Source organism: Streptomyces sp. NPDC090994 (genome assembly GCF_044768905.1).
Lineage (GTDB): Bacteria > Actinomycetota > Actinomycetes > Streptomycetales > Streptomycetaceae > Streptomyces.
On the sequence record NZ_JBIVWS010000006.1, the window covers coordinates 56527 to 78427 of the forward strand.

At 73.1% G+C, this 21901-nt stretch carries 17 protein-coding genes, 4 tRNA genes and 1 other RNA gene; 10 read left to right on the top strand and 12 right to left on the bottom strand.

Annotated features, from left to right (window positions below; all coding sequences use genetic code 11):
* Positions 1-157: 157 nt before the first annotated feature.
* From purL to purS, 3 genes are read right to left on the bottom strand one after another with little or no spacing between them, the layout of a single operon-like run.
* Positions 158-2416 (bottom strand): phosphoribosylformylglycinamidine synthase subunit PurL, encoded by a 2259-nt coding sequence (gene purL / locus ACIQR3_RS15245; RefSeq protein ID WP_403538538.1) that lies wholly within the window; start codon positions 2414-2416, stop codon positions 158-160.
* Positions 2413-3093, bottom strand: coding sequence for a phosphoribosylformylglycinamidine synthase subunit PurQ (gene purQ / locus ACIQR3_RS15250; protein WP_403538540.1), 681 nt, complete (start codon positions 3091-3093; stop codon positions 2413-2415). Before purQ ends, purL begins: the two co-directional genes overlap by 4 nt.
* Positions 3090-3362, bottom strand: coding sequence for a phosphoribosylformylglycinamidine synthase subunit PurS (purS, locus tag ACIQR3_RS15255; protein WP_215172363.1), 273 nt, complete (start codon positions 3360-3362; stop codon positions 3090-3092). Before purS ends, purQ begins: the two co-directional genes overlap by 4 nt.
* 348 nt (positions 3363-3710) lie before the next feature.
* On the opposite strand from purS, the gene ACIQR3_RS15260 reads away from it, so the two are divergent.
* From ACIQR3_RS15260 to ACIQR3_RS15295, 8 genes are all read left to right on the top strand, one after another.
* Positions 3711-4028 carry an Lsr2 family protein gene (locus ACIQR3_RS15260; RefSeq protein ID WP_403538543.1) on the top strand — a complete coding sequence of 106 codons (318 nt, stop codon included), beginning with the start codon at positions 3711-3713 and terminating at the stop codon, positions 4026-4028.
* A 139-nt stretch (positions 4029-4167) separates the two neighbouring features.
* A tRNA-Gly gene (locus tag ACIQR3_RS15265) sits at positions 4168-4239 on the top strand.
* 80 nt (positions 4240-4319) lie between these two features.
* Positions 4320-4392 (top strand) — tRNA-Gly (locus tag ACIQR3_RS15270).
* 165 nt (positions 4393-4557) lie between these two features.
* Positions 4558-5529 carry an ABC transporter ATP-binding protein gene (locus ACIQR3_RS15275; protein ID WP_403538546.1) on the top strand — a complete coding sequence of 324 codons (972 nt, stop codon included), beginning with the start codon at positions 4558-4560 and terminating at the stop codon, positions 5527-5529.
* On the top strand, positions 5526-6332 hold the full coding sequence (locus ACIQR3_RS15280) for an ABC transporter permease (RefSeq protein WP_403538548.1): 807 nt from the start codon (positions 5526-5528) through the stop codon (positions 6330-6332). The genes ACIQR3_RS15275 and ACIQR3_RS15280 overlap by 4 nt, the downstream gene beginning before the upstream one ends.
* Before the next feature lie 54 nt (positions 6333-6386).
* The gene (locus tag ACIQR3_RS15285) at positions 6387-7643 is read left to right on the top strand and encodes a sensor histidine kinase (RefSeq protein ID WP_403538551.1); all 1257 of its coding nucleotides are present in this window, start codon (positions 6387-6389) and stop codon (positions 7641-7643) included.
* Complete coding sequence (locus ACIQR3_RS15290) at positions 7640-8254, top strand: response regulator transcription factor (protein ID WP_215172373.1); 615 nt, start codon at positions 7640-7642, stop codon at positions 8252-8254. The genes ACIQR3_RS15285 and ACIQR3_RS15290 overlap by 4 nt, the downstream gene beginning before the upstream one ends.
* Positions 8255-8285: 31 nt before the next feature.
* Positions 8286-8361 (top strand) — tRNA-Gly (locus ACIQR3_RS15295).
* Positions 8362-8429: 68 nt separating this feature from the next.
* Here the strand turns inward: ACIQR3_RS15295 and ACIQR3_RS15300 are convergent.
* From ACIQR3_RS15300 to ffs, 6 genes are all read right to left on the bottom strand, one after another.
* Positions 8430-9329: a phosphoribosylaminoimidazolesuccinocarboxamide synthase gene (locus ACIQR3_RS15300; protein ID WP_403538554.1), complete on the bottom strand. Its 900-nt coding sequence runs from the start codon at positions 9327-9329 to the stop codon at positions 8430-8432.
* An 80-nt stretch (positions 9330-9409) separates the two neighbouring features.
* Positions 9410-10933, bottom strand: coding sequence for a N,N-dimethylformamidase beta subunit family domain-containing protein (locus tag ACIQR3_RS15305; RefSeq protein ID WP_403538557.1), 1524 nt, complete (start codon positions 10931-10933; stop codon positions 9410-9412).
* 232 nt (positions 10934-11165) lie between these two features.
* Positions 11166-13136, bottom strand: coding sequence for a hypothetical protein (locus ACIQR3_RS15310; RefSeq protein ID WP_403538559.1), 1971 nt, complete (start codon positions 13134-13136; stop codon positions 11166-11168).
* Between the two features lie 304 nt (positions 13137-13440).
* Entirely contained in the window at positions 13441-14718 is a 1278-nt protein-coding gene (gene purD / locus ACIQR3_RS15315; RefSeq protein ID WP_403538562.1) for a phosphoribosylamine--glycine ligase, read from the bottom strand.
* 142 nt (positions 14719-14860) lie between these two features.
* Positions 14861-17365 (bottom strand): DNA polymerase III subunit gamma and tau, encoded by a 2505-nt coding sequence (locus ACIQR3_RS15320; protein WP_403538564.1) that lies wholly within the window; start codon positions 17363-17365, stop codon positions 14861-14863.
* A gap of 80 nt (positions 17366-17445) precedes the next feature.
* An RNA gene (gene ffs, locus ACIQR3_RS15325) (signal recognition particle sRNA small type) lies at positions 17446-17542 on the bottom strand.
* Between the two features lie 72 nt (positions 17543-17614).
* Here ffs and ACIQR3_RS15330 point away from each other — a divergent pair.
* Positions 17615-17702: transfer RNA gene (locus ACIQR3_RS15330), tRNA-Ser, on the top strand.
* A gap of 474 nt (positions 17703-18176) precedes the next feature.
* Complete coding sequence (locus tag ACIQR3_RS15335; protein ID WP_403538567.1) at positions 18177-18767, top strand: hypothetical protein; 591 nt, start codon at positions 18177-18179, stop codon at positions 18765-18767.
* 23 nt (positions 18768-18790) lie between these two features.
* Here ACIQR3_RS15335 and ACIQR3_RS15340 read toward each other — a convergent pair whose 3' ends face one another.
* The 3 genes from ACIQR3_RS15340 to ACIQR3_RS15350 all read right to left on the bottom strand — a co-directional run bounded on the left by ACIQR3_RS15340 (position 18791) and on the right by ACIQR3_RS15350 (position 21896).
* Entirely contained in the window at positions 18791-20506 is a 1716-nt protein-coding gene (locus ACIQR3_RS15340; protein ID WP_403538570.1) for a copper resistance CopC/CopD family protein, read from the bottom strand.
* 137 nt (positions 20507-20643) lie between these two features.
* Complete coding sequence (locus ACIQR3_RS15345) at positions 20644-21408, bottom strand: SDR family NAD(P)-dependent oxidoreductase (RefSeq protein ID WP_403538572.1); 765 nt, start codon at positions 21406-21408, stop codon at positions 20644-20646.
* Positions 21405-21896: a cupin domain-containing protein gene (locus ACIQR3_RS15350; protein ID WP_403538575.1), complete on the bottom strand. Its 492-nt coding sequence runs from the start codon at positions 21894-21896 to the stop codon at positions 21405-21407. The genes ACIQR3_RS15345 and ACIQR3_RS15350 overlap by 4 nt, the downstream gene beginning before the upstream one ends.
* Positions 21897-21901: the final 5 nt, after the last annotated feature.

Sequence of the window (21901 nt, forward strand, 5' to 3'; positions counted from 1 at the left end):
CCCACCCAGGTGTCCCCGTCGCACGTACGCCTTCAGGTTGGCACAACCACCGTGCCCGTCAGGACGGTTCAGGAAACCCGGGCGGCACAGACGACAGCGGGCCGTCGCCCCGGGCACGCGTGGGTGCCCGCGGCGACGGCCCGGACGGCCGGGGCCGTTACGCCAGCAGCGCCGGGATCGTGCCCTCGTGCGCCTCGCGCAGCTCGGTCAGGGTGAGCGTGAACTCGCCCTGCACCTCGACCGTGTCCCCGTCCACGACACCGATACGGGTGGCGGGCAGGCCGCGCGCGCCGCACATGTCGGTGAAGCGGATCTCCTCCGAGCGCGGGACGGCGACGACCGCGCGGCCCGCCGACTCCGAGAACAGGAAGGTGAAGGCGTCCAGCCCGTCCGGTACGACCAGCCGCGCGCCCTTCTCCCCCAGCAGCGCCGACTCGACGACCGCCTGGACCAGACCGCCGTCGGACAGGTCGTGCGCGGAGTCGATCATGCCGTCGCGGGAGGCGGAGATCAGGATCTCGGCGAGCAGCCGCTCGCGCTCCAGGTCGACCTTCGGGGGCAGGCCGCCGAGGTGGTCGTGGATGACCTGGGACCAGGCCGAGCCGCCGAACTCCTCCGCCGTGTCGCCGAGGAGGTAGAGCAGCTGGCCCTCCTCCTGGAAGGCGACCGGGGTGCGGCGGGCGACGTCGTCGATGACGCCGAGGACGGCGACGACCGGCGTCGGGTGGATGGCGGCCTCGCCGGTCTGGTTGTAGAGCGAGACGTTGCCGCCGGTCACCGGGGTGCCGAGCTGGAGGCAGCCGTCGGCCAGGCCGCGCACGGCCTCCGCGAACTGCCACATCACCGCCGGGTCCTCGGGCGAGCCGAAGTTCAGGCAGTCGGAGACGGCGAGCGGCTTGGCGCCGGTGGTGGCGACGTTGCGGTACGCCTCCGCCAGGGCGAGCTGGGCGCCGTGGTACGGATCCAGCTTGGCGTAGCGGCCGTTGCCGTCGGTGGCGATGGCGACGCCGAGGCCGGTCTCCTCGTCGATCCGGATCATGCCGGAGTCCTCGGGCTGGGCGAGGACGGTGTTGCCCTGCACGAAGTGGTCGTACTGCTGGGTGATCCACTTCTTGCTTGCCTGGTTCGGGGAGGAGACCAGCTTGAGGACCTGGTCCTTCAGCTCCTCGGACGTCGCGGGCCGGGGCAGCTTGCCCGCGTCGTCGGCCTGGAGGGCGTCCTGCCAGTCGGGGCGGGCGTAGGGGCGCTCGTAGACCGGGCCCTCGTGCGCGACCGTGCGCGGGTCGACGTCGACGATCTTGCCGCCGTGCCAGTAGATCTCCAGGCGGTCGCCGTCGGTCACCTCACCGATGACGGTGGCGATGACGTCCCACTTCTCGCAGATCTCCAGGAAGCGGTCGACCTTCTCGGGCTCGACGACCGCGCACATGCGCTCCTGCGACTCGCTCATGAGGATCTCCTCGGGCGAGAGCGTGGAGTCGCGCAGCGGTACGTCGTCCAGGGTGACGCGCATGCCGCCGGAGCCGTTGGAGGCCAGCTCGGAGGTGGCGCAGGACAGGCCGGCCGCGCCCAGGTCCTGGATGCCGACGACCAGCTTCTCCTGGAATGCCTCCAGGGTGCACTCGATGAGGAGCTTCTCCTGGAAGGGGTCGCCGACCTGGACGGCGGGGCGCTTGCTCGGCTTGGCGTCGTCGAAGGTCTCGGAGGCCAGGATCGAGGCGCCGCCGATGCCGTCGCCGCCGGTGCGGGCGCCGTACAGGATGACCTTGTTGCCCGCGCCGGACGCCTTGGCGAGGTGGATGTCCTCGTGCCGCATGACGCCGATGGCACCGGCGTTGACCAGCGGGTTGCCCTGGTAGCAGGCGTCGAAGACGACCTCGCCGCCGATGTTGGGCAGGCCCAGGCAGTTGCCGTAGCCGCCGATGCCGGCGACGACGCCGGGCAGGACCCGCTTGGTGTCGGGGTGGTCGGCGGCGCCGAAGCGCAGGGGGTCCACGACGGCGACCGGGCGGGCGCCCATCGCGATGATGTCGCGGACGATGCCGCCGACGCCGGTGGCCGCGCCCTGGTAGGGCTCGACGTAGGAGGGGTGGTTGTGCGACTCGACCTTGAAGGTGACCGCGTAGCCCTGGCCGACGTCGACGACACCGGCGTTCTCGCCGATGCCGACGAGCATGGCGTCGGACTCGGGGGCCTTCTCGCCGAACTGGCGCAGGTGGACCTTGCTGCTCTTGTACGAGCAGTGCTCGGACCACATCACGGAGTACATGGCCAGCTCGGCCCCGGTGGGGCGGCGGCCGAGGATCTCGACGACCCTCTCGTACTCGTCCTTCTTCAGGCCCAGTTCGGCCCAGGGCAGCTCGACGTCGGGGGTCGCGGCCGCGTGCTCGACCGTGTCCAGAGGCGTCCGGCTCATGCGTTGACCAGCTTCTTGAGGATCGAGGTGAAGAACGGGAGGCCGTCGGTGCGGCCGGTGCCGATCAGCGGCTCGACGGCGTGCTCGGGGTGCGGCATCAGGCCGACGACGTTGCCCGCCGCGTTGGTGATGCCGGCGATGTCGTTGAGCGAGCCGTTGGGGTTGTAGTCCACGTAACGGAACGCGACGCGGCCCTCGGCCTCCAGCTCGTCCAGCGTGCGCTGGTCGGCGACGTAGCGGCCGTCCATGTTCTTCAGCGGGATGTGGATCTCCTGGCCGGCGGTGTAGTCGCTGGTCCAGGAGGTCCCGGCGTTCTCCACCCGCAGCTTCTGGTCGCGGCAGATGAAGTGCAGGTGGTCGTTGCCGAGCATGCCGCCGGGCAGCAGGTGGGCCTCGGTGAGGATCTGGAAGCCGTTGCAGATGCCGAGCACCGGCAGACCCGCCCTGGCCTGGTCGATGACCGTGTCCATCACCGGCGAGAAACGGGCGATGGCCCCGGCGCGCAGGTAGTCGCCGTAGGAGAAACCGCCGCACAGCACCACGGCGTCGACCTGCTTGAGGTCCTTGTCCTTGTGCCAGAGCGCCACCGGCTCGGCGCCCGCGACCCGGATCGCACGCTGCGTGTCCCGGTCGTCGAGGCTGCCGGGGAAAGTGACGACGCCGATCCGAGCGGTCACTTCGCGACTCCCGCCGCTTCCGCCGCTTCCTCGACCCGGACGGTGAAGTCCTCGATCACGGTGTTGGCGAGGAAGGATTCCGCAAGATCGTGGATGCGGGCGAGGGCGGCCTCGTCGAGGGGCCCGTCCACTTCCAGTTCGAAACGCTTTCCCTGACGGACGTCCGAGATCCCTTCGAAACCCAGCCGCGGCAGTGCGCGCTGCACCGCCTGGCCCTGGGGGTCGAGGATCTCCGGCTTGAGCATGACGTCGACTACGACGCGTGCCACTGGCACTCCCGGTGTGTGGTGCTGAGCAGGTTCCTTCAGACTACCTGGTCAAAGCCGCCGAAATTTCTACGCGGGTAGAGTTGTAGGAAACTACGTGAGCCCTGTCACGATTGCGCATCGGGGGAGGGGCGCGTGAAAAGCTTCGGGAAAGATCGCGCGCTACGTCCGGATGTCTATTGCGCGACGGACACGCGGAGAGATTTAGTCGGGCTTCACAATGCAATGCCGGGCACTGTACAAATGAAATGTCATTAGCCGATACTTTGCCCAATTACTGGCGAACAGTCGGTATCTCCGCGACGTCCTGGCACGTCGGTGCGGAGATGCCGCACGAAGGGACCGATATTCGTGGCGCAGCGTGTCGTGGTCACTTACTTCGACGACATCGACGGCTCGGAAGCGGCGGAGACGATCGCCTTCGGACTCGACGGCAGGATGTACGAGATCGACCTGAACGAAGCCAATGCCAGGAAACTCCGCGAGGCCCTGGAGCCGTACGTGGAGGCCGGCCGCAAGCGGTCGAGGTCCGGCAAGGCCTACCGGCAGACGGAGGTCGCCCCCGACCCGGCGGCCGTGCGGGCCTGGGCGCAGGCCAACAAGATGGAGGTCCCGGCCCGGGGCCGCATCCCCAAGAAGGTCTACGAGGCGTTCGCCGCCGCCCGGTGAGCCGGCGGCCGGCTCGGGGGCCCGACGGGCGCTCAGCGGGCCCTCGCGTCAACCGACTTGCGCGACACCCCCGGCGATCAGCTAAAGTCTGGAGCACGCCGAGGGGGCGGGGCCGAAAAAGCCCAGCTCACGAGGGCTTGCGGGTGTAGTTTAGTAGTAGAACATCCCCCTTCCAGGGGGAAGACGCAGTGTGCGATCCCTGTCACCCGCTCCGCACCGCCATACCGGTCACGTACGTCGATCGGGTAGGCTGGTGCCCGCGCCGGTCGGTGAGAGCCGATCGGAGGCAATGCGGACGTAGCTCAGTTGGTAGAGCGCAACCTTGCCAAGGTTGAGGTCGCGAGTTCGAGCCTCGTCGTCCGCTCGGGAATGAGACCCCGGTCCTGAGGGACCGGGGTCTTTTCGTGCGCCGTGGACCATGGTCTTTCCGTGCGCCTCGGGCAAGTGCCCGGTCCCGTCTGACATTTGTCATGGCGAGTGATGATGCCGCGCACTGCCGTCGGGCCCGTTCCGCGGGGAGCCTTGGGGCATGGATGCGAACGAACACGAACACGTGATTGAGGTCACCGACCTGCGGCGTGTGTACGGGGGCGGGTTCGAGGCGGTGCGCGGCATCGGCTTCAGCGTGCGCCGCGGCGAGATCTTCGCGCTGCTCGGCACCAACGGCGCCGGCAAGACGTCCACGGTCGAACTGCTGGAGGGCCTCGCCGCGCCGACCGGCGGGCGGATCCGGGTGCTCGGGCACGACCCGTACACCGAGCGGGCCGCCGTACGGCCCCGTACCGGGGTGATGCTCCAGGAGGGCGGCTTCCCGTCCGAGCTGACCGTCGCCGAGACCGCGCGGATGTGGGCGGGGTGCGTGAGCGGGGCCCGGCCGGAGGCGGAGGTGCTGGAACTGGTCGGCCTCCAGGCCAAGGCCCGTACCCGGGTCAAGCAGCTCTCCGGCGGCCAGCGGCGCCGCCTCGACCTGGCGCTGGCCCTGCTCGGCTCCCCCGAGGTGCTCTTCCTCGACGAACCCACCACCGGCCTGGACGCCGAAGGACGGCGGGACACCTGGGAGTTGGTGAGCGCGCTGCGCGACCGCGGTACGACGGTGCTGCTGACGACGCACTACCTGGAGGAGGCCGAGAACCTCGCCGACCGCCTCGCGATCATGCACGAGGGCCGGATCGCCGCCACCGGCACCCCCGACGAGGTGACCGCCTCCCGGCCGTCCCGGATCTCCTTCGAGCTGCCCGAGGGGTACTTCCCCGGCGACCTGCCGCCGCTCGGCGAACTCGGCGTCAGCGGACACGAGGTCGACGGCCGGCTCGTCCGGCTGCGCACCCACGACCTCCAGCGCGCGGCCACCGGACTGCTGGTGTGGGCCGAACGCGCCGGGGTGCGGCTGCGCCGCCTGGACGTGCGGTCGGCCTCCCTGGAGGAGGCGTTCCTCGGGATAGCGAAGGAAGCGGCGGCGGACCCGGCCGCGGGCACGACGACGAAGGAGTACGCGGCATGAGCGCCACCGGCACCGCCCAGACCCGGGCGCACGCCCCCGTCACCACGCCGGCGCGGCGCATGACCGCCCTCGCCCGCGCCGAACTGACCCTGCTCGGGCGGAGCAAGGGCACCCTCTTCGCCGCGGTGTTCGTGCCGCTGGTGCTGCCGTTCAGCGTGCGGGAGGCGGCGAAGGAGATGGACCTCGCCGAGGCCGGACTGACCATCGGTACTGTCGTGCTGCCCGCCGCGATCGGCTTCTCCCTGGTCTTCGCCGTGTACTCGGCCCTGGTCGGCGTCTTCGTCGTGCGGCGCGAGGAACTCGTCCTCAAACGGCTGCGCACCGGCGAACCGCGGGACGCCGAGATCCTGGCCGGCTCCGCGCTGCCGTCCGTCCTCACCGGCCTGGTGCAGTCCCTGCTGCTGACGGCGGGCTGCTGGGTGCTCCTGGACCTGTCCGTGCCGTCCGCGCCCCACCTGGCCGTGCTCGGGCTGCTGCTGGGGCTGGTGATGTGCGCGGCGCTCGCCGCCGTCACCGCGAGTTTCACCCGCACCAGCGAGAGCGCCCAGGTCACGCCGCTGCCGCTGACGTTCGTCTCGATGATGGCCTCGGGCATGTTCGTCCCGCTGGAGCTGCTCCCCGACAAGGTGGCCGCCGTGTGCGAACTGCTGCCGCTGACCCCGGTCGTCACCCTGGTCCGCGGCGGCTGGACCGGGGACCTGTCGGCCGGCGAGGCGCTGGGCGCCGCGGCGACGGCGGTGGCCTGGACCGTGTTCGCGGTGTTTGCTGTACGCCGGTGGTTCCGGTGGGAACCGCGGCGCTGAGACCGGGACAGAGACCACTGGTCCAGGAACCGAGACAGGGCGGGGAGACGAGGGATGCGCAGGCCGGGTGGCTGGTGGCGGCGGAAGACCACGCCGGCGAAGGTGGAGACGTACACCCGGTGGTCGTTCCACTTCTTCGGGCTGATCGAGGTCACCGTGGCCGGGCTGACGGGGTTCGCCCAGGTCGACGTCGAGCTCGCGGGGGTGCTGTGCCTGGCGGTCGTCGCGCACACCGCGCTCTGCCTGGTGACCGCCTCGCAGGCGCTGGACTGGACCCGCGGGCGGCGGGCCCGGCCGGTGCGGCTGCTGTGGGCCCTCGGCGGCCTCACCGCCGCGCTGGCCGCCGGCGCGCTCGCGTTCGCCGAGTTCCGGCCCGGTGAGAAGGCCGCCACCGCGGTGGGCAGCAGCTTCGGCGTCATCGTCACCTTCGGCGTCGGGATCATGACGCTCGGCATGGACCGGCGGCGGCAGGTGGCCGTGCTGGTCTGCGGCTTCGCGCTGGGCTCGGGCGCCGGGGCGCTGCTGCTGGGCGCGCCCCTGGCCGCCGCCGTGGTCACCGTGGGCACCGTGCTGTGCGGCGCGGGATTCCTGGCCTTCACCTCGGTCTTCTCGGTCTGGCTGCTCAACGCGGTCTTCGAACTCGACGAGGCCCGCGAGACCCGGGCCCGGCTGGCGGTCGCCGAGGAACGGCTGCGGTTCGGCCGGGACCTGCACGACGTGATCGGGCGGAACCTGGCCGTGATCGCGCTCAAGAGCGAACTGGCCGTCCAGCTGACCCGGCGCGAGCGGCCCGAGGGCGTGGAGCAGATGATCGAGGTGCAGCGCATCGCCCGGGAGTCGCAGCGGGAGGTGCGGGACGTCGTACGGGGGTACCGGGAGGCCGACCTGGAGGCCGAACTCACCGGTGCGCGGGGGGTGCTGGACGCCGCGGGCATCGCCTGCGAGGTGAGCGGCGAGACGGCCGGGCTGCCCGCCCGGGTGCAGTCGGCGCTCGGCTGGGTGGTGCGGGAGGCGACCACCAACGTACTGCGGCACGGGGCGGCTGAGCGGTGCGCCGTGACGGTTCGGACGACCGGAGAGCGAGTGGTACTGACCGTGGAGAACGACGGCGCGGCACAGCCGTCCGGGACAGGCGGCGGGGCGTCCGGCGGAGCGGCCGGCGGGCGCGGCGGTTCGGGGCTGGCGGGGCTGCGGGAGCGGCTGAGCGCGGTGGACGGGACGCTGGAGGCGGGGCGGGCCGACGGGGGCGTGTTCCGGGTGGTGGCGCGGGTGCCGCTGCGGGCGGGCGCCGGAGCGGAGGTCACGCCGTGAGCGACGCCGTACGGGTCCTGCTCGCCGACGACGAGCACCTCATCCGCGGGGCGCTGGCCGCGCTGCTCTCCCTGGAGGACGACCTCCTGGTGATCGCCGAGGCGGCCACCGGACCCGAGGCGCTGGCGATGGCCCGGGCGCACGAGCCCGACGTGGCGGTCCTGGACCTCCAGATGCCCGGCGCGGACGGTGTGAGGGTGGCCACATCGCTGCGGTCCGAGCTGCCCGGCTGCAAGGTGCTGATCGTGACCAGTCACGGACGGCCCGGACATCTGAAGCGGGCCCTGGCGGCCGGGGTGCGCGGGTTCGTGCCGAAGACCGTGAGCGCCCAGCGGCTCGCCGAGATCATCCGCACGGTGCACGCCGGAAACCGCTACGTCGACCCGGAGTTGGCCGCCGACGCGATCTCCGCCGGGGACTCGCCGCTGACCGCCCGCGAGGCCGAGGTGCTGGAGCTGGCGGCCGACGGGGCGCCGGTCGCGGAGATCGCCGAGCGGGCCGCGCTCGCGGAGGGGACGGTACGGAACTACCTGTCGTCGGCGGCGACGAAGCTCGGGGCGGAGAACCGTCATGCCGCGGTGCGTCTCGCGCGCGAGCGGGGTTGGGTATAGTGGTGCTCGCACCGCACGGAGCGGAGCACCTGCGAACGTAGCTCAGTTGGTAGAGCGCAACCTTGCCAAGGTTGAGGTCGCGAGTTCGAACCTCGTCGTTCGCTCCAGTTCGATCAGTCCGATCAGCCCCCGGTTTCGGCCGGGGGCTTTTCGTTGTCCCTCGGGAGCCGGGGAGCTAGCTCCAGCCGAGGCCCGTCAGGCGCTCGTACGCCTCGATGTACTTGGCGCGGGTCGCGTCCACGACCTGCTGCGGCAGCGGCGGCGGGGGCTGCTCGCTCCTGCGGTCCCAGCCGGACTCCGCCGAGGTCAGCCAGTCGCGGACGTACTGCTTGTCGTACGACGGCTGCGCGCGTCCCGGCTGCCACCGGTCGGCCGGCCAGAAGCGGGAGGAGTCCGGGGTGAGGACCTCGTCGGCGAGGATCAGCTCCTCCCCGTCGAAGCCGAACTCGAACTTGGTGTCGGCCAGGATGATCCCCCGGTCGCGGGCGATGTCCCGGGCGCGGGAGTACACGGCGAGGGTCGCCTGGCGCAGCCGGGCGGCGGTGTCGGCGCCGACCTGGCGGGCGACCTCCTCGTAGGAGACGTTCTCGTCGTGCTCGCCGACCTCGGCCTTGGTGGCCGGGGTGAAGATCGGGGCGGGCAGCTCCGAGCCGTCGACCAGGCCCTCGGGGAGGGCGAGGCCGCAGACGGTACGGGACTCGTCGTACTCCGCGAGGCCCGAGCCGGTGAGGTAGCCGCGGGCCACGCACTCCACCGGGACCATGTCCAGGGACTTGCAGACCAGGGCGCGGCCCTGCCAGTCGGCGGGGGCGCCGGGCGGGAGTTCGGTGCTCAGGACGTGGCTCGGGACCAGGTCGGCGAGCTGGTCGAACCACCACAGGGAGAGCTGGGTGAGGACCCGGCCCTTGTCGGGGATCTCGGTGGGCAGTACCCAGTCGTAGGCGGAGATGCGGTCGCTGGCGACCATCACGAGGTCGCCCGCCTCGTTGCGGTACAGCTCGCGCACCTTGCCGGTGTGCAGATGTACCAGGCCCGGGACCTTGAGCGGTTCGGGCTTTTCGACGAATCCGGACACGGTTCCTCCCCGTGGTTCTGTCCAATGCCTCCGCATTCTCCCGTACGGCGGGGCGGGGGCGGACAGGGGGGCGGTGGTGGTCACTCGCGTTTGCAGATGCGGTCCATCAGGTTGGCGGTGGCGCGCTGCACACGGGGGTCGACGTGGCCGGGGCGGTCCAGGGCCGGGGACCAGGCGAACGTTCCGGACGCGAATATCCAGGCGCCGGACGGCGCCCGGTACAGGGAGGTCTCCTGGTGGCGCCGGACGCCGTCGGCGTCCTCGTACGGGGAGTGCGCGAGCAGCACCCGTTCGTCGTACGGGGGGAGCGGGGCGCGCGGGAAGTAGCGGTCGGCCTCGCCCGCGACCAGGTTCTCGATCGGGTCGCCCTCGTGGGCGCCGGTGCCCTCCCACAGCCAGTGGTCGGCGTTGCGGACGATCAGCGGATGCGGCTCGGGGACGCGGCCCGCGTACTGGATGCCGAGTATCTCCTGCTCGGGGCGGTCGATCTCGCGCCACAGCACCGGTTTGCCGGGGCCCTGGCGTTTGCGGCAGGTGAGCAGGCGGTCGGGGACGCCGGACGGGGAGGGGGCCAGCTCCACCTGCCAGTACATGGTGTTGGCGGAGAGGAAGACCAGGGACGTGCCCTGCTCGCGGGCGAGTTCGGTGGTGCGGCGCATGGCGGCGGACCAGTACTCGTCGTGGCCGGGGAAGACCAGGCCCCGGTAGCGGGTCGGGTCGACGCGGCCGGCGTGCAGGTCGCTGGCGTCGGCGTAGGCGAGGTCGTAGCCGTAGCGCTCGGCGAAGCGGATGAAGTCGTAGGCGTGGCCGACGTGCAGGGGGAGGCCGGCGCCCGCGTACGGGCGGTCGAAGGAGACCGTCGTGGCGGCGTCGGCCTCGCCGAGCAGCCGGCCGTCCTTGTCCCAGGCGTGGTAGAGGCTGGCGCCGGTGCGGCCGTCCTCCGGATAGAGGTTGTACGCCTGCCAGGTGATGTCCGGCAGGAGCAGCAGGAGGTCGGCGGGGTGGTTGTCGCGGACGGTGAAGGGGACGTGGGAGCGGTAGCCGTCGGCGGTGGTGAGGACGGCGACGTACGCGCCGATGTTCCAGTACGTCGGGACCTGGAGCCGCCAGGACAGCCACCAGTGGTGGCAGGAGACGGTGCGGTCGGCGGCGAGCGGCGGGGGCTGGACGATGCCGGAGAGGCGGGGGCTGCTGGTGATCTTGGCGGCGCCGTCGCCGCCGTAGTGGCCGATGCGGTAGACGTCCACGGAGAACTGCTGGGGCGGGTCGACGGTGATGTGGAAGTCGATGGCGTCGCCGGGCGCGACCGCGCCGGTGGAGGTGAACCCCTTGATCTGCAGGTGCACGTCGTCGGCGGCGCGGGGGCCGCCGCCGGAGCGGTGGGGGGTCTTTCGGGGGGACCTCCGGCGGGTTCCGCCGCCGCCCGGTTCCTGGGCGGGGTCCTGGACGGGGTCCTGATCGACGTACCAGGGGACGATCTGGCCGCTGTCGCCGAAGTACGTCTCACCGCCGCGCAGCCACGGCACCGGCCCCTGGCCGAAGGGGTCGGTGACGGCGTGGGCGAGTGCTCCGGATTCCCATCGGCGGATCTGCTCGGACCCCATGGGTCATTCCCCTCCCTCGAGCCCCCGTGGTCGTGCGTATGACGTACGCGATTGCCATGTGCGCGATCGGTCCCAGCACATCACATTTCGCACGCAGGCTGTCACGGTTCGTCGCGAACTGGGCCAAAGTGGAATCAGAGGGTCCGCAATGGCGGGAGGGGGCTGTGAGGGCCGTGGGGGTGGTGGTTCGGTGGTTCGGTGGTTCGGTGGTTCGGGTCGGTCAGACCAGGCGTCAGACCAGGCGTACCGGTTTCTCCGGGCGTATGCCCAGGTCGGCCAGCCAGGCGCGCAGGGGGTCCGGGTCGCCGGTCTCGACGAGGGCGAGGATGCGGGGGGCCAGGTCGGCGGCGCGTTCGCCGTGGATCAGCAGGGACGGGCCGTCGAGCCAGTCGAGGCCGGGGGCCGCGCCCGCCGTGTCCATCGCCGCGCAGCACACCATCGCCGTGACGTGATCGGTGAGGATCTCGCGGCCGGTGCGCGGGGGGCGCAGCGGGAGGAGGGGGAGGGGGCGGTCGTCCCACAGGGCCGTTGCGGCAGGGGCGAGTGAGGGGTCGGTGGGGCGGGGCCCTGCCGTGGCCGCCTCCTCGCGGGCCAGCTCGGCGGTCAGGCCGGCGGCGAGGGCGGCGCCTCGGGGGGTGGTGCCGGCGAGGTCGTCGTCCTCGGCCTCGGCCCCGGCCGCGTACTCGGCCTCGTACTCGGCCTCGTACTGCTGGGGGGTGGCGTCGGTCGTGGTGGGCGGGGTGGATGGGACGGTCGTGGTGGGCGGGGTGCCGTACGGCGGCGGGGCCGGGGCCGGGGACGGGTCCGGGGTCCGGGGGGCGGGCGGGGCCGTGAGGTGGTCGAGGACGCGGGCCAGGGTGGGGCCGTCGGTCTCCGGGGCGGTGCCGTCGGCGGTGCGGCGGACGCCGAGGGAGTCCAGGACGCGGTGGAGGCGGGCCGCGTCGGTGCGCCAGGTGCGGTCGACGACCTCCTCGGGGTATTCGTGCCACTCCAGCGGCGCCCAGTCCGCGCCGGGCTCGGCGGGGCCCCCGTGGAAGAGGCGCGCGGCGAGCAGGGAGGTGGCCTCGTCCATCGCGCCGGGCTCCTCCAGCAGGTCGCAGGCGGGGCGTTCGCCCAGCCGGGAGGCGAAACCCTCGGCCAGCCGGTCGCGGCGGGACAGCTCGGTCAGCGCGGCGACGACGCCCGCGTCCAGCCGGGTGGGCCAGCGGCCCGTCCGCCAGGCGGGCAGCGCCACCCGGGTCAGCAGCCGGTCCCAGCCCGCGTAGGCCAGGCCCACCTGCTCCTGCGCGACGATCCGCAGCCCGTAGTCCACAGCCTGTGCGCGCTCGGCGGCGGCCGCCGCGACGCCCCGTTCCATCTCGGCGGCGTGCGTGCGGCAGCCGCGCAGCAGCAGCCGGGCGACCCAGCCGACGCCTGCCCGCGCGGCACGGGACAGCGGCTGGCGGCTCGGCTCCGAGGCCACCGCCACCGCCGCGTCCAGGCCCCGTACGAAGCGCCGGGCCGCGGCTATGTCGGGGTGCGCGGACGGTCCCGTACCGGCGACGACCGGGGCGAGGACCGCGCGCAGTTCACCGACGCGCATCCACCAGAGGAAGGGGGAGCCGATGACGAGGACGGGGGCGGTGGAGGAAGCGGAGGACGCGGAAGGCTCGGAGGAGGGGGCGGCGGAAGGGGAGTAACCGGTGGAAGCGGCGGAGGAGGCCGCGGGCCGGCGGTTCGGCGGGCCGGCCGGGATCGCCGCCGGGTCGGTGTGGTCCGCCGGGGGCGGGGGGCGGCCGTGCGTCCGGTGGGTGCGGTGGGTGCGGTCCTCCAGCCAGCTGTCGCAGTCCGGGGTGAGCGCTATGGCGGACGGGGCGGGAACGTCGAGCCGCTCGGCGAGGTCGCGCACCATCCGGTACAGGTCCGGCGCCGACGACTCGGTGATCGCGACCGTCGGGGTGACGGCGGGACGCGCGCGGACGACGACCGCGGCGACACCGGCGGCGGCGAGCAGTACGAGGAGGGCGAGCACGGACACGGCCCAGCGCGCGGCGTTCCAGCCCGCGCCGACGAGGTGGCCGGTGGAGCCGCCCGCCAGCAGGATCACCGCGGCGGCGGTCGGCAGCAGCGCGACGGCGAGGGCCCGGCTGCGGACCCGCAGCACGGCCAGGGCCCGGGCCCGCGCGCCCTGCGCTCCCCGCTCCTCCACGCCCATGCCGCTCATGCCCGGACCTCATCCCCTCACTGACCTGACGCGCCTGCCTGTCGTGCCGTTGCCGGTAGTCCCGTTGCCGGTAGTGCTCACTCCCCCACTGTGGCACCCGCCACTGACATCGCAATGCGCGGTGGGCCAAGTGCCGGAATGCTTGCGCCGCACCCTAGTTGGGGGCTCGGGGCCCGTCAGCCGTATGGGGCATCGGTCACTCGATGGAATGGCTTTGGGGAGAGGTGGGTGACGGACGGCAAGCGTCAGGCCCCGGTTCCTGGAGAACCGGGGCCTGCGGGACCTGTGACCGTGCGGTGCCGGATTACGCCTCGGCCGCCGCCTCGGCAGCAGCCTTCGCCGCGATGTCCGTGCGGTGCTGGGAGCCGTCGAGGCCGATGCGGGCGACGGCCCGGTAGGCGCGGTCGCGGGCCTCGGTGAGGTCCGCGCCGGTGGCCGTGACGGACAGGACGCGTCCGCCGGCGCTGACGACGGCGTCGCCCTCGCGCTTGGTGCCGGCGTGCAGCACGTACGCGTGCGGGGCGTCCCCGGCGGGGTGCTCGGCCGCGACCTCGTCGAGCCCGGTGATCGGGTCGCCGGTGCGCGGGGTGCCGGGGTAGTTGTGCGAGGCGATGACGACGGTGACCGCCGCGTCGTCGCTCCAGCGCAGCGGCTCCAGGTCGGCGAGGTTGCCGGTGGCGGCGGCCATCAGCAGCCCGGCGAGCGGGGTGCGCAGGCGGGCCAGTACGACCTGGGTCTCGGGGTCGCCGAAGCGGGCGTTGAACTCGATCACGCGGATGCCGCGGGAGGTGATCGCGAGTCCGGCGTAGAGGAGGCCCGAGAAGGGGGTGCCGCGGCGGCGCAGCTCGTCGACGGTCGGCTGGAGGACGGTGTGCACGACCTCGTCCACGAGCTTCGGGTCGGCCCACGGCAGCGGGGAGTAGGCGCCCATGCCGCCGGTGTTGGGGCCCTCGTCGCCGTCGAGCGCGCGCTTGAAGTCCTGGGCGGGCTGGAGCGGGCGGACGTTGTCCCCGTCGGTGATGGCGAAGAGGGAGACCTCGGGGCCGTCGAGGAACTCCTCGATGACGACGCGGTCGCACGCACGCGCGTGGGCGCGGGCGGCTTCGAGGTCGTCGGTGACGACGACGCCCTTGCCGGCGGCGAGACCGTCGTCCTTGACGACGTACGGGGCGCCGAAGGCGGCGAGGGCCGCGTCGGCCTCCTCCGGGGTGGTGCAGACGTAGGAGCGGGCGGTGGGCACGCCGGCCGCCGCCATCACGTCCTTGGCGAACGCCTTGGAACCCTCCAGCTGCGCCGCCTCCTTGGAGGGGCCGAAGACCGGGATGCCGGCCTCGCGCACGGCGTCGGCGACCCCGGCGACCAGGGGAGCCTCCGGGCCGACCACGACCAGCTCGGCGCCGAGCCGCGTGGCGAGCGCGGTCACCGCCGCGCCGTCGAGCGCGTCGACCTGGTGCAGTTCGGCGACCTCGGCGATGCCTGCGTTGCCGGGGGCGCAGTGCAGCGCGGTGACGTCGGGGTCGAGGGACAGGGAACGGCACAGGGCGTGTTCGCGGGCACCGCTGCCGATGACGAGGACCTTCACGGGGTCAGCCTAACGGGAGCGGACGGGCGTGGTTTGTGCGGGCCGCCGAGCGGGCGGGCGTCGGCGGTTCGTCGGATCCTCCGAGAGCGCGCGCCCGCGCGGGGTCACCGGGCCGCGTACGCCGCTGAACCCCCGTGGGCGCTCACTCGTTGGCGATCTCCTCCACGACCGTCGCGCCCAGCTCCCGGACGAGCAGTTCCTTGCCGGAGAGGGCGGACTCGTCGAGGTCGGGGTCGTCGTCCTCGGGGATGTCGTCCTCGATGGAGACGGGCGGCGGCTCGGGAGCCGGTGGCCTCGGCGGCTGTGGCGCGGGGCCGGACGACGGGGAAGCGGACGCGGACCCGGGCCCTGAGGATGCCGGGGGCGGCGTGGGGGCGGGCGCGGGTGCCGTGGGCGAGGGTGCCGCCGGGCGCGGGGCCGGGGCGCCACCGCCGTAGCCGCCGCCATGGCCGCCACCGCTGCCACCGCCGTATCCGCCGCCACCGCCGTAGCCGCCACCGGAAGGGCCTCCGGAGGGGTTCGCCGGGGGCGGGGGTGCGGAGCCGCCGGACGGGTCGACGACCGCCTCGATCTTCCACTGGACGTTGAACTGCTCGCTCAGGGCCTGCCGCAGTACGTCCTCGCTGCCGCTGCTGACGAAGTTGTCCCGAGCACCGGCGTTGACGAAGCCGAGCCGGAGGGAGGCACCGTCGAAGCCGGTGACCTGGGCGTTCTGGCTGAGCAGGATCCAGGTGAACCGGCGGCGGTTCTTGACCGCCTCCAGGATGTTCGGCCAGAGCGTACGGGGGTCGAGGCCGCCGGGCGCGGTGAAGGCGCCGCCCGGGGGGGCCTGGCCAGGGGCGGGGGCGGGGGCAGGGGCAGACGCGGGTGCGGGTGCGGGGCTCGGGGCGCTGCTGTCGGGGCGGGCGGGGCCGCCCGACGGAGTCGGCGCCGACGGGGCGGCCGGCTGCCCGGCACCCCCCGCGGGAGTCGCCGTCGGCCAGCCACCCGGCCGCCGGCCGCCCCCGGCGGGCGTCGCGGTGGGCCAGGCGCCGGGCGCGGAGGGCTGGGCGGGAGCAGCGGGAGCGGGAGCGGCCGGGGCGGCGGCGGGAGCCGGGGCAGAAGCAGCCGCAGCGGCGGCGGCCCCGTCACGAGAACCACCGGCCCCACCAGGACCACCGGAACCACCGGACCCACCAGGACCACCGGGCCCGCCGAAACCACCCCCCTGCCCCTCCGCCGCCGCGGGCACCGGCGCAGGCGCGGGCCCGCGCTGGCCGACAGGAGCGCCGCCCCCCGCATCAGCGCCCCCGAATCCACCCGTCCCCGCACCCTGCCCCGCGGGCCCCCGCACCGCGGCCCGGGCCGCGGCGGCACCGCCGCCCGGCGGCACCGGAGCGACCGGCGGCACTGCCGCGGCGCCGGCGCCGACGCCCATGCCGGCGCCGGCGTGGGCGTCGGGCCCCGGCATGTACCCGGCGGCCGGCAGCCCGGCCCCCGACGAGAAGTGCACGCCACGCTCAATACGGTCCAGTCTGGCCATCACCGACCGCTCGTCGCCGTAAGCCGCCGGCAGCAGCACGCGCGCGCAGATCAACTCCAGTTGCAGACGCGGCGAGGTGGCGCCCCGCATCTCGGTGAGCCCCTCGTTGACGAGGTCGGCGGCGCGGCTCAGCTCGGCGGCGCCGAAGGACCGCGCCTGGGCCTGCATCCGCTCCACGACGTCGGCGGGAGCATCGATGAGCCCCTTCTCGGCGGCGTCCGGAACGGCGGCGAGGATCACCAGATCCCGCAGCCGCTCCAGCAGATCAGCCACGAACCGCCGCGGATCGTTACCCCCTTCGATGACCCGGTCCACGACCTCGAAGGCCGCCGCCCCCTCCCCCGAGGCGAACGCCTCGACGACCGAGTCGAGCAGCGAGCCGTCCGTGTAGCCGAGCAGGGCGGTCGCCATGGCGTACGTCACACCGTCCGCGCCGGCCCCGGCCAGCAGCTGGTCCATGACGGACATGGAGTCACGCACGGACCCCGCGCCGGCCCGCACGACGAGCGGCAGCACACCGTCCTCGACGGGGATGCCCTCCTTCCCGCACACCTCACCGAGGTACTCCCGCAGGGTGCCGGGCGGAACGAGCCGGAAGGGATAGTGGTGGGTCCGCGACCGGATGGTGCCGATGACCTTCTCGGGCTCGGTGGTCGCGAAGATGAACTTGAGGTGCTCCGGCGGCTCCTCGACGACCTTGAGCAGCGCGTTGAAGCCGGCCGACGTGACCATGTGGGCCTCGTCGATGATGTAGATCTTGTACCGGCTGCCGGCGGGCCCGAAGAAGGCCTTCTCGCGCAGGTCACGGGCATCGTCGACGCCACCGTGCGAAGCGGCGTCGATCTCGATGACGTCGATCGAACCCGGCCCGTTCCTGGCCAGGTCACGGCACGACTGGCACTCCCCGCACGGCGTGGGCGTCGGCCCCTGCTCGCAGTTCAGACACCGCGCCAGGATGCGCGCGCTGGTCGTCTTGCCGCAGCCGCGCGGACCACTGAACAGGTACGCGTGATTGACCCGGTTGTTCCGCAGTGCCTGCTGCAGCGGGTCGGTGACATGCTCCTGCCCGATGACCTCCGCGAAGGTCTCGGGGCGGTAGCGGCGGTAGAGCGCGAGAGACGACACGCATACGAGGTTATAGGCGACGACTGACAACCGGCCCGACGCGAAGATCCCTCCGGACGCCCCCGCGAAAACCCCGGAAACGCAGACGCCCCCCACGCACCCGCCAGAGCCGACCTACCCTTGCTGCCTTCCGGCCCTGGGGGAGTTCAGTCAGATAGCGCCGCGTGAGGGGCTGCGCCCAGCGTACCTGATCGCCGACCCCTGGAACGAGTTCGCGAGCACCCTCCGACGTCATGTAATGTCTCCAGCGGAGGATTCGCCTAGAGGCCTAGGGCGCACGCTTGGAAAGCGTGTTGGGGGCAACCCCTCACGAGTTCGAATCTCGTATCCTCCGCCAGTGCCTCACCGGGCACAACGTCGAAGGGCCCCACCGTTCGCGGTGGGGCCCTTCGACGTTGTCCGCCTCCGTCCGCGGCGACTCCCGGAGCGCACCGCCGACTTGCTGCGCGGCCTTCCGGGATGTGGCCCCCGTCACATGTGTGCGGCGAGCGCGTATCCGGGCCGCTCCGCCGGGCTCCCACCCCGTGACCGAGTACGGGCGCTGTCACGGAGCTTGGCCGCAGGTGGCGGATAAGTCCGTGATCGCTCATGCCCGGTCGGGTCCTCACGGACGTCGCTCCGCCGAATCTGTGCCTACTGGCGCAGGAGAGCCTCGGATTCATACACTCGCCCTCCGCCGAGCGATGCCTGCGTGAAATAGTCGGAGGGGTAGATGAGAGGCGAGCCACAAGTTCGCGTACACCGGAACACACTGTTCTTCAGAGTTCCCCTCATTCTTCTCGGCCTGTCCGTGAGCCTCCTCCTCTGGGTCATGGTGACCCAGAACCTCCCTTCCTCCGTGCGCTCTTCCTGGCCGTGGAAATTGCAGCTGCTGGACACTCAATCGGCAACCACTGCAACGACTATCGCGGCGAGCCTTGTCTTCGCCAGGGCGCAGTACGCGTCCGTGGTGCGCCCCATGCTCGGATGGACTGGCAATGTAGTCGAGGTGGCTGGACGTTCCAGCGAGTTGGCCTGGGTGGTCAGGTTGGTGAACGGGACGTCCACGGCGGCTCAGGTGAAAATCGCCGACTACCGCGTCACCCTCAATCCCACTGCTCATACATCGCCGCCGGTCCGAAACCCACCGATGTCTCGCGACGAAGCCATATCCTTTCTGGAGTCTGCGGGCCTGCGGCAGCATACAGACTTCGAACTCAATTACATCGGGCCCGCATTCCCGCTGACCAATGCGACAGTGAATGCCGGAGTCGTGGGAGTATTCACCCCCAAAGCCATGGCGGTGATCGAAGACGTCTTAGTCACAGTGGATGCCAGAGATCAGGCGGGGGATACTCACCAAAGAGTGATCTACTGCATGCGGGGGGCTGTTCGTCAACCTGACTCGCCAACGCTGTACTGACCGTCAATGCGTCGGGAGAGGGCCTACGGCGTGACCCGCGCCCGCCCCGTCCCCGTCGTCTGGTCGACTTCCGACACCCGCACCGTCGCCCGCACCGTCCAGGTGCCGGGGAGGGGGAGGGTGACGGAGTTGGTGCTCCAGTAGCCGCCCCGGTCGGTCAGTCGGGCGTCGATCGGGCCGATGTCGCGGGCGGGGAGGGAGAAGGTGAGGCGGAGTTCGGGTACGGCGGTCAGGCCGCCGTCGGCGCCGAAGACCACGGCCTGCACCGCGTTGTCGCCGCTGCGGGCGGGGTCCAGGGTGAGCTGTACGGTTCCCCGGCCGCCCGGGGTGCCGACGTCGAAGGGGATCGTGGTGACGGACGCGGGCCGCGGCGCCCCCGCCGGCACGGCGCGGGCCGCCTCGGTGCCGGCCTCGGCCTCGGCGCGGCCCGGCGCCGTGCCGGTGAGCACGGTGGTGATCAGCAGCACCCCGGCCGCGACCACCGTCTCGACGAGCACGGAGCGGCGCAGCAGAGACAGGGGTGGAGGCAGAGGAAGGGGAAGAGGCGGGGCCTCGGGTGCGGAGGTGATCCTCGCCGTCCACCTCCGTGACACCCCCGCCGCCGCCACCAGCACCAGCACCGCGGCCCCCTTGGCCAGCAGCAGCCTGCCGTACGGCGTGCCCGTGAGCGCCGCCCAGGAGCCGAGGCCGCGCCAGGACTGGTAGACGCCGGTGGCGGTGAGGACGGCCACCGAGGTCAGGGCCAGCCGGGAGAACCGGGTGACGACGGCGGCCGGAAGGGCCGGGCCCGTCGGAGTGCGGCGCAGCAGTGTGAGCAGGGCCGTGAGGCCGCCCAGCCAGCAGGCCGTCGCCAGCAGGTGCAGCACGGCCGACGCGAGCGCCGCCGGAACCTGGACGCCGGCCGCGGCGTGCTCGGCACCGGCCCAGGTCAGGGCGAGTACGACGGCCAGCGCCGCACCCGCGGCCCGCGCGCCGCGTCCGGTCCCGCCGCCGGGGCGGAACAGCCGGGCCGCCGACAGCGCGGCTGCCCCGAGCAGCACCAGCCGGGCCAGCAGCAGCACCCCCGGCCGGGTGGTCAGGGTGTCGCGGAGTACGCCGGGGTCGACGGCGGCGGCCGGGCCGGTGCCCGCCTCGTAGGGGCCCCGCAGCATCAGCAGGGCGACGGTGGCCGCCAGCAGGGTCCACCAGCCCGTCACCGCCAGCGGACGCAGCCGCCCGGGGTCCGGCGGACGGCACAGCGCGACGAACGCCGCCGTGCCGATGAGCAGGGCGCCGGCGAGGTAGGCGAGGTAGCGGGCGGTGCCGTGCAGGGCGGCGGTGAGCGGGTCCTCGGCCGGGCCGGGGTCCACCGGGGCGGCCGTGGCGGAGGGGGCGCCCACGGCGAAGGTGAACGCGCCGGAGACCGGGTGGCTGTCGGCGGACACCACCCGCCAGGCGACCGTGTACGTGCCCTTGCCCAGCCGGTCCGGGCCCGGCAGGGAGACGCGGACGGTGTCCGGCCGGCCGTCGGCGCTCTCCGCCTCCCCGGTGCGGACGCGGTGCCCGTCGGGGCCGAGGACGCGGAACGAGTCGTCGCGCAGGCCGACGGACTCGCTGAACGTCAGGGTGAGGTGGCGGGGGGCTCGGGGGAGGACGGTGCCGTCGGCGGGGTCGGTGGCGGTGAGGGCGGCGTGGGCGGACGCCGGTCCGGCGCCGAGGAGGTGGAGGAGGAACAGGACCAGCACGGTGCCGAGCAGCACCAGCCCTTGAAGTCGACGACGTCCCTCAGGTCCAAGGTGTCCACCACTCCTCACGTCCCCACCCCGTCTTGTGACGCACCGGCTCGGGGATACGTACGGACGTGACGGGCCGGATGCTCACCGGGCCGCGGGCCGGCTCACCAGGACGGGCGTGCCGACACCCCGCCGTCCACCACCAGGTCGTGCCCGGTGACGAAGGAGGCCAGCCGGGAGGCGAGGAACACGCACGCGTCGCCGACGTCCTCCGGGCGCCCGAGCCGGCCGGCGGGCACCGCGTCGAGCCAGCGCCGTACGCCCTCGGGCCAGGACTCGGCGAGACCCTCCCGGTCGGTCAGGCCGGGCGAGACGGTGTTGACGCGGACGCCCCACGGGCCGTACTCCTGGGCCGCCGCGCGGGCGTGCGCCACGACCGCCGCCTTGGCGGCGCCGTAGTGGGCGTGCCCGGGGGCGGGGGCGCGCGCCTCGATGGAGGCGATGTGGGTGACGGTGCCGCCGGTGCCGGTGCGGCGCATCACCTCCGCCGCCGCCTGGGTGCAGGCGAAGACGCTGGTCAGATCGGTGTCGACCACCGTCCGCCACTCGGCGGCCGTCATCCCGGGCAGTTCCCGCACCGGCTGCACGGCCGCGTTGTTCACGAGCGCGTCCAGCCGTCCCCCGCCCCAGTCGGCGGCCTCCTCGACCAGCCGGCGGCACGCGTCCGCGTCGGTGAGGTCGGCCCGCAGCACGACGGCCCGGCCGCCGCGCCCGCGCACCAGGTCCGCGACCTCACCGGCCGCCGCCACCGACGTACGGCAGTGCACCGCGACCGCCGCGCCCTCCTCGGCCAGGCGCAGCGCGATGCCCCGGCCGATGCCGCCGCCCGCGCCGGTGACCAGGGCGGTCTGTCCGTGAAGGAGGCTCATGGGCGGCACAGTTCCGCGATCCGGGCCGCCTCGGCCGGGTAGCGCGCCGTCAGTTCCGCCTGGTCGCCGTGCTCGTAGTCGGCGTAGGTGAAGCCGGGCGCCATCGTGCAGCCGAAGAGGGTCCACGCGCCGCCCGCCGCGACCCGGCCGCCCATCCAGGTACCGGCCGGGACGGTGAGCTGCACGTGCTGGCCGCCCAGGACGTCCGGCCCCAGGACCGCCGTACGGGCGGTGCCGTCGGGGGCGAGGAGGAGCAGGCCGAGGGGGTCGCCGAGGTAGTGGTGCCAGATCTCGTCGACGGGGAGGCGGTGCAGGGCGGAGAAGTCGTCCGGGCGGGCGGTCAGCAGCGCGACGATCGCGGTGCCTTCCGGGCGGCCGTCGGGACGTCCGGGTCCGGCCCAGGTACGCCGGAACAGGCCGCCCTCGCGCGGGATCGGCTCCAGCCCGTAGTGCGCGACGAGGTCCTCGGGGGTCGGCGGACTGCTCATCCCGG

Coding starts and splice junctions, on each gene's coding strand:
- ACIQR3_RS15285 (WP_403538551.1), top strand. CDS start 6,387: ATGCGCAGGCCGGGTGGCTGGTGGCGGCGGAAGACCACGCCGGCGAAG.
- ACIQR3_RS15310 (WP_403538559.1), bottom strand. CDS start 13,136: ATGAGCGGCATGGGCGTGGAGGAGCGGGGAGCGCAGGGCGCGCGGGCC.
- ACIQR3_RS15345 (WP_403538572.1), bottom strand. CDS start 21,408: ATGAGCCTCCTTCACGGACAGACCGCCCTGGTCACCGGCGCGGGCGGC.
- ACIQR3_RS15275 (WP_403538546.1), top strand. CDS start 4,558: ATGGATGCGAACGAACACGAACACGTGATTGAGGTCACCGACCTGCGG.
- ACIQR3_RS15305 (WP_403538557.1), bottom strand. CDS start 10,933: ATGGGGTCCGAGCAGATCCGCCGATGGGAATCCGGAGCACTCGCCCAC.
- ACIQR3_RS15335 (WP_403538567.1), top strand. CDS start 18,177: ATGGTGACCCAGAACCTCCCTTCCTCCGTGCGCTCTTCCTGGCCGTGG.
- purL (WP_403538538.1), bottom strand. CDS start 2,416: ATGAGCCGGACGCCTCTGGACACGGTCGAGCACGCGGCCGCGACCCCC.
- ACIQR3_RS15350 (WP_403538575.1), bottom strand. CDS start 21,896: ATGAGCAGTCCGCCGACCCCCGAGGACCTCGTCGCGCACTACGGGCTG.
- ACIQR3_RS15280 (WP_403538548.1), top strand. CDS start 5,526: ATGAGCGCCACCGGCACCGCCCAGACCCGGGCGCACGCCCCCGTCACC.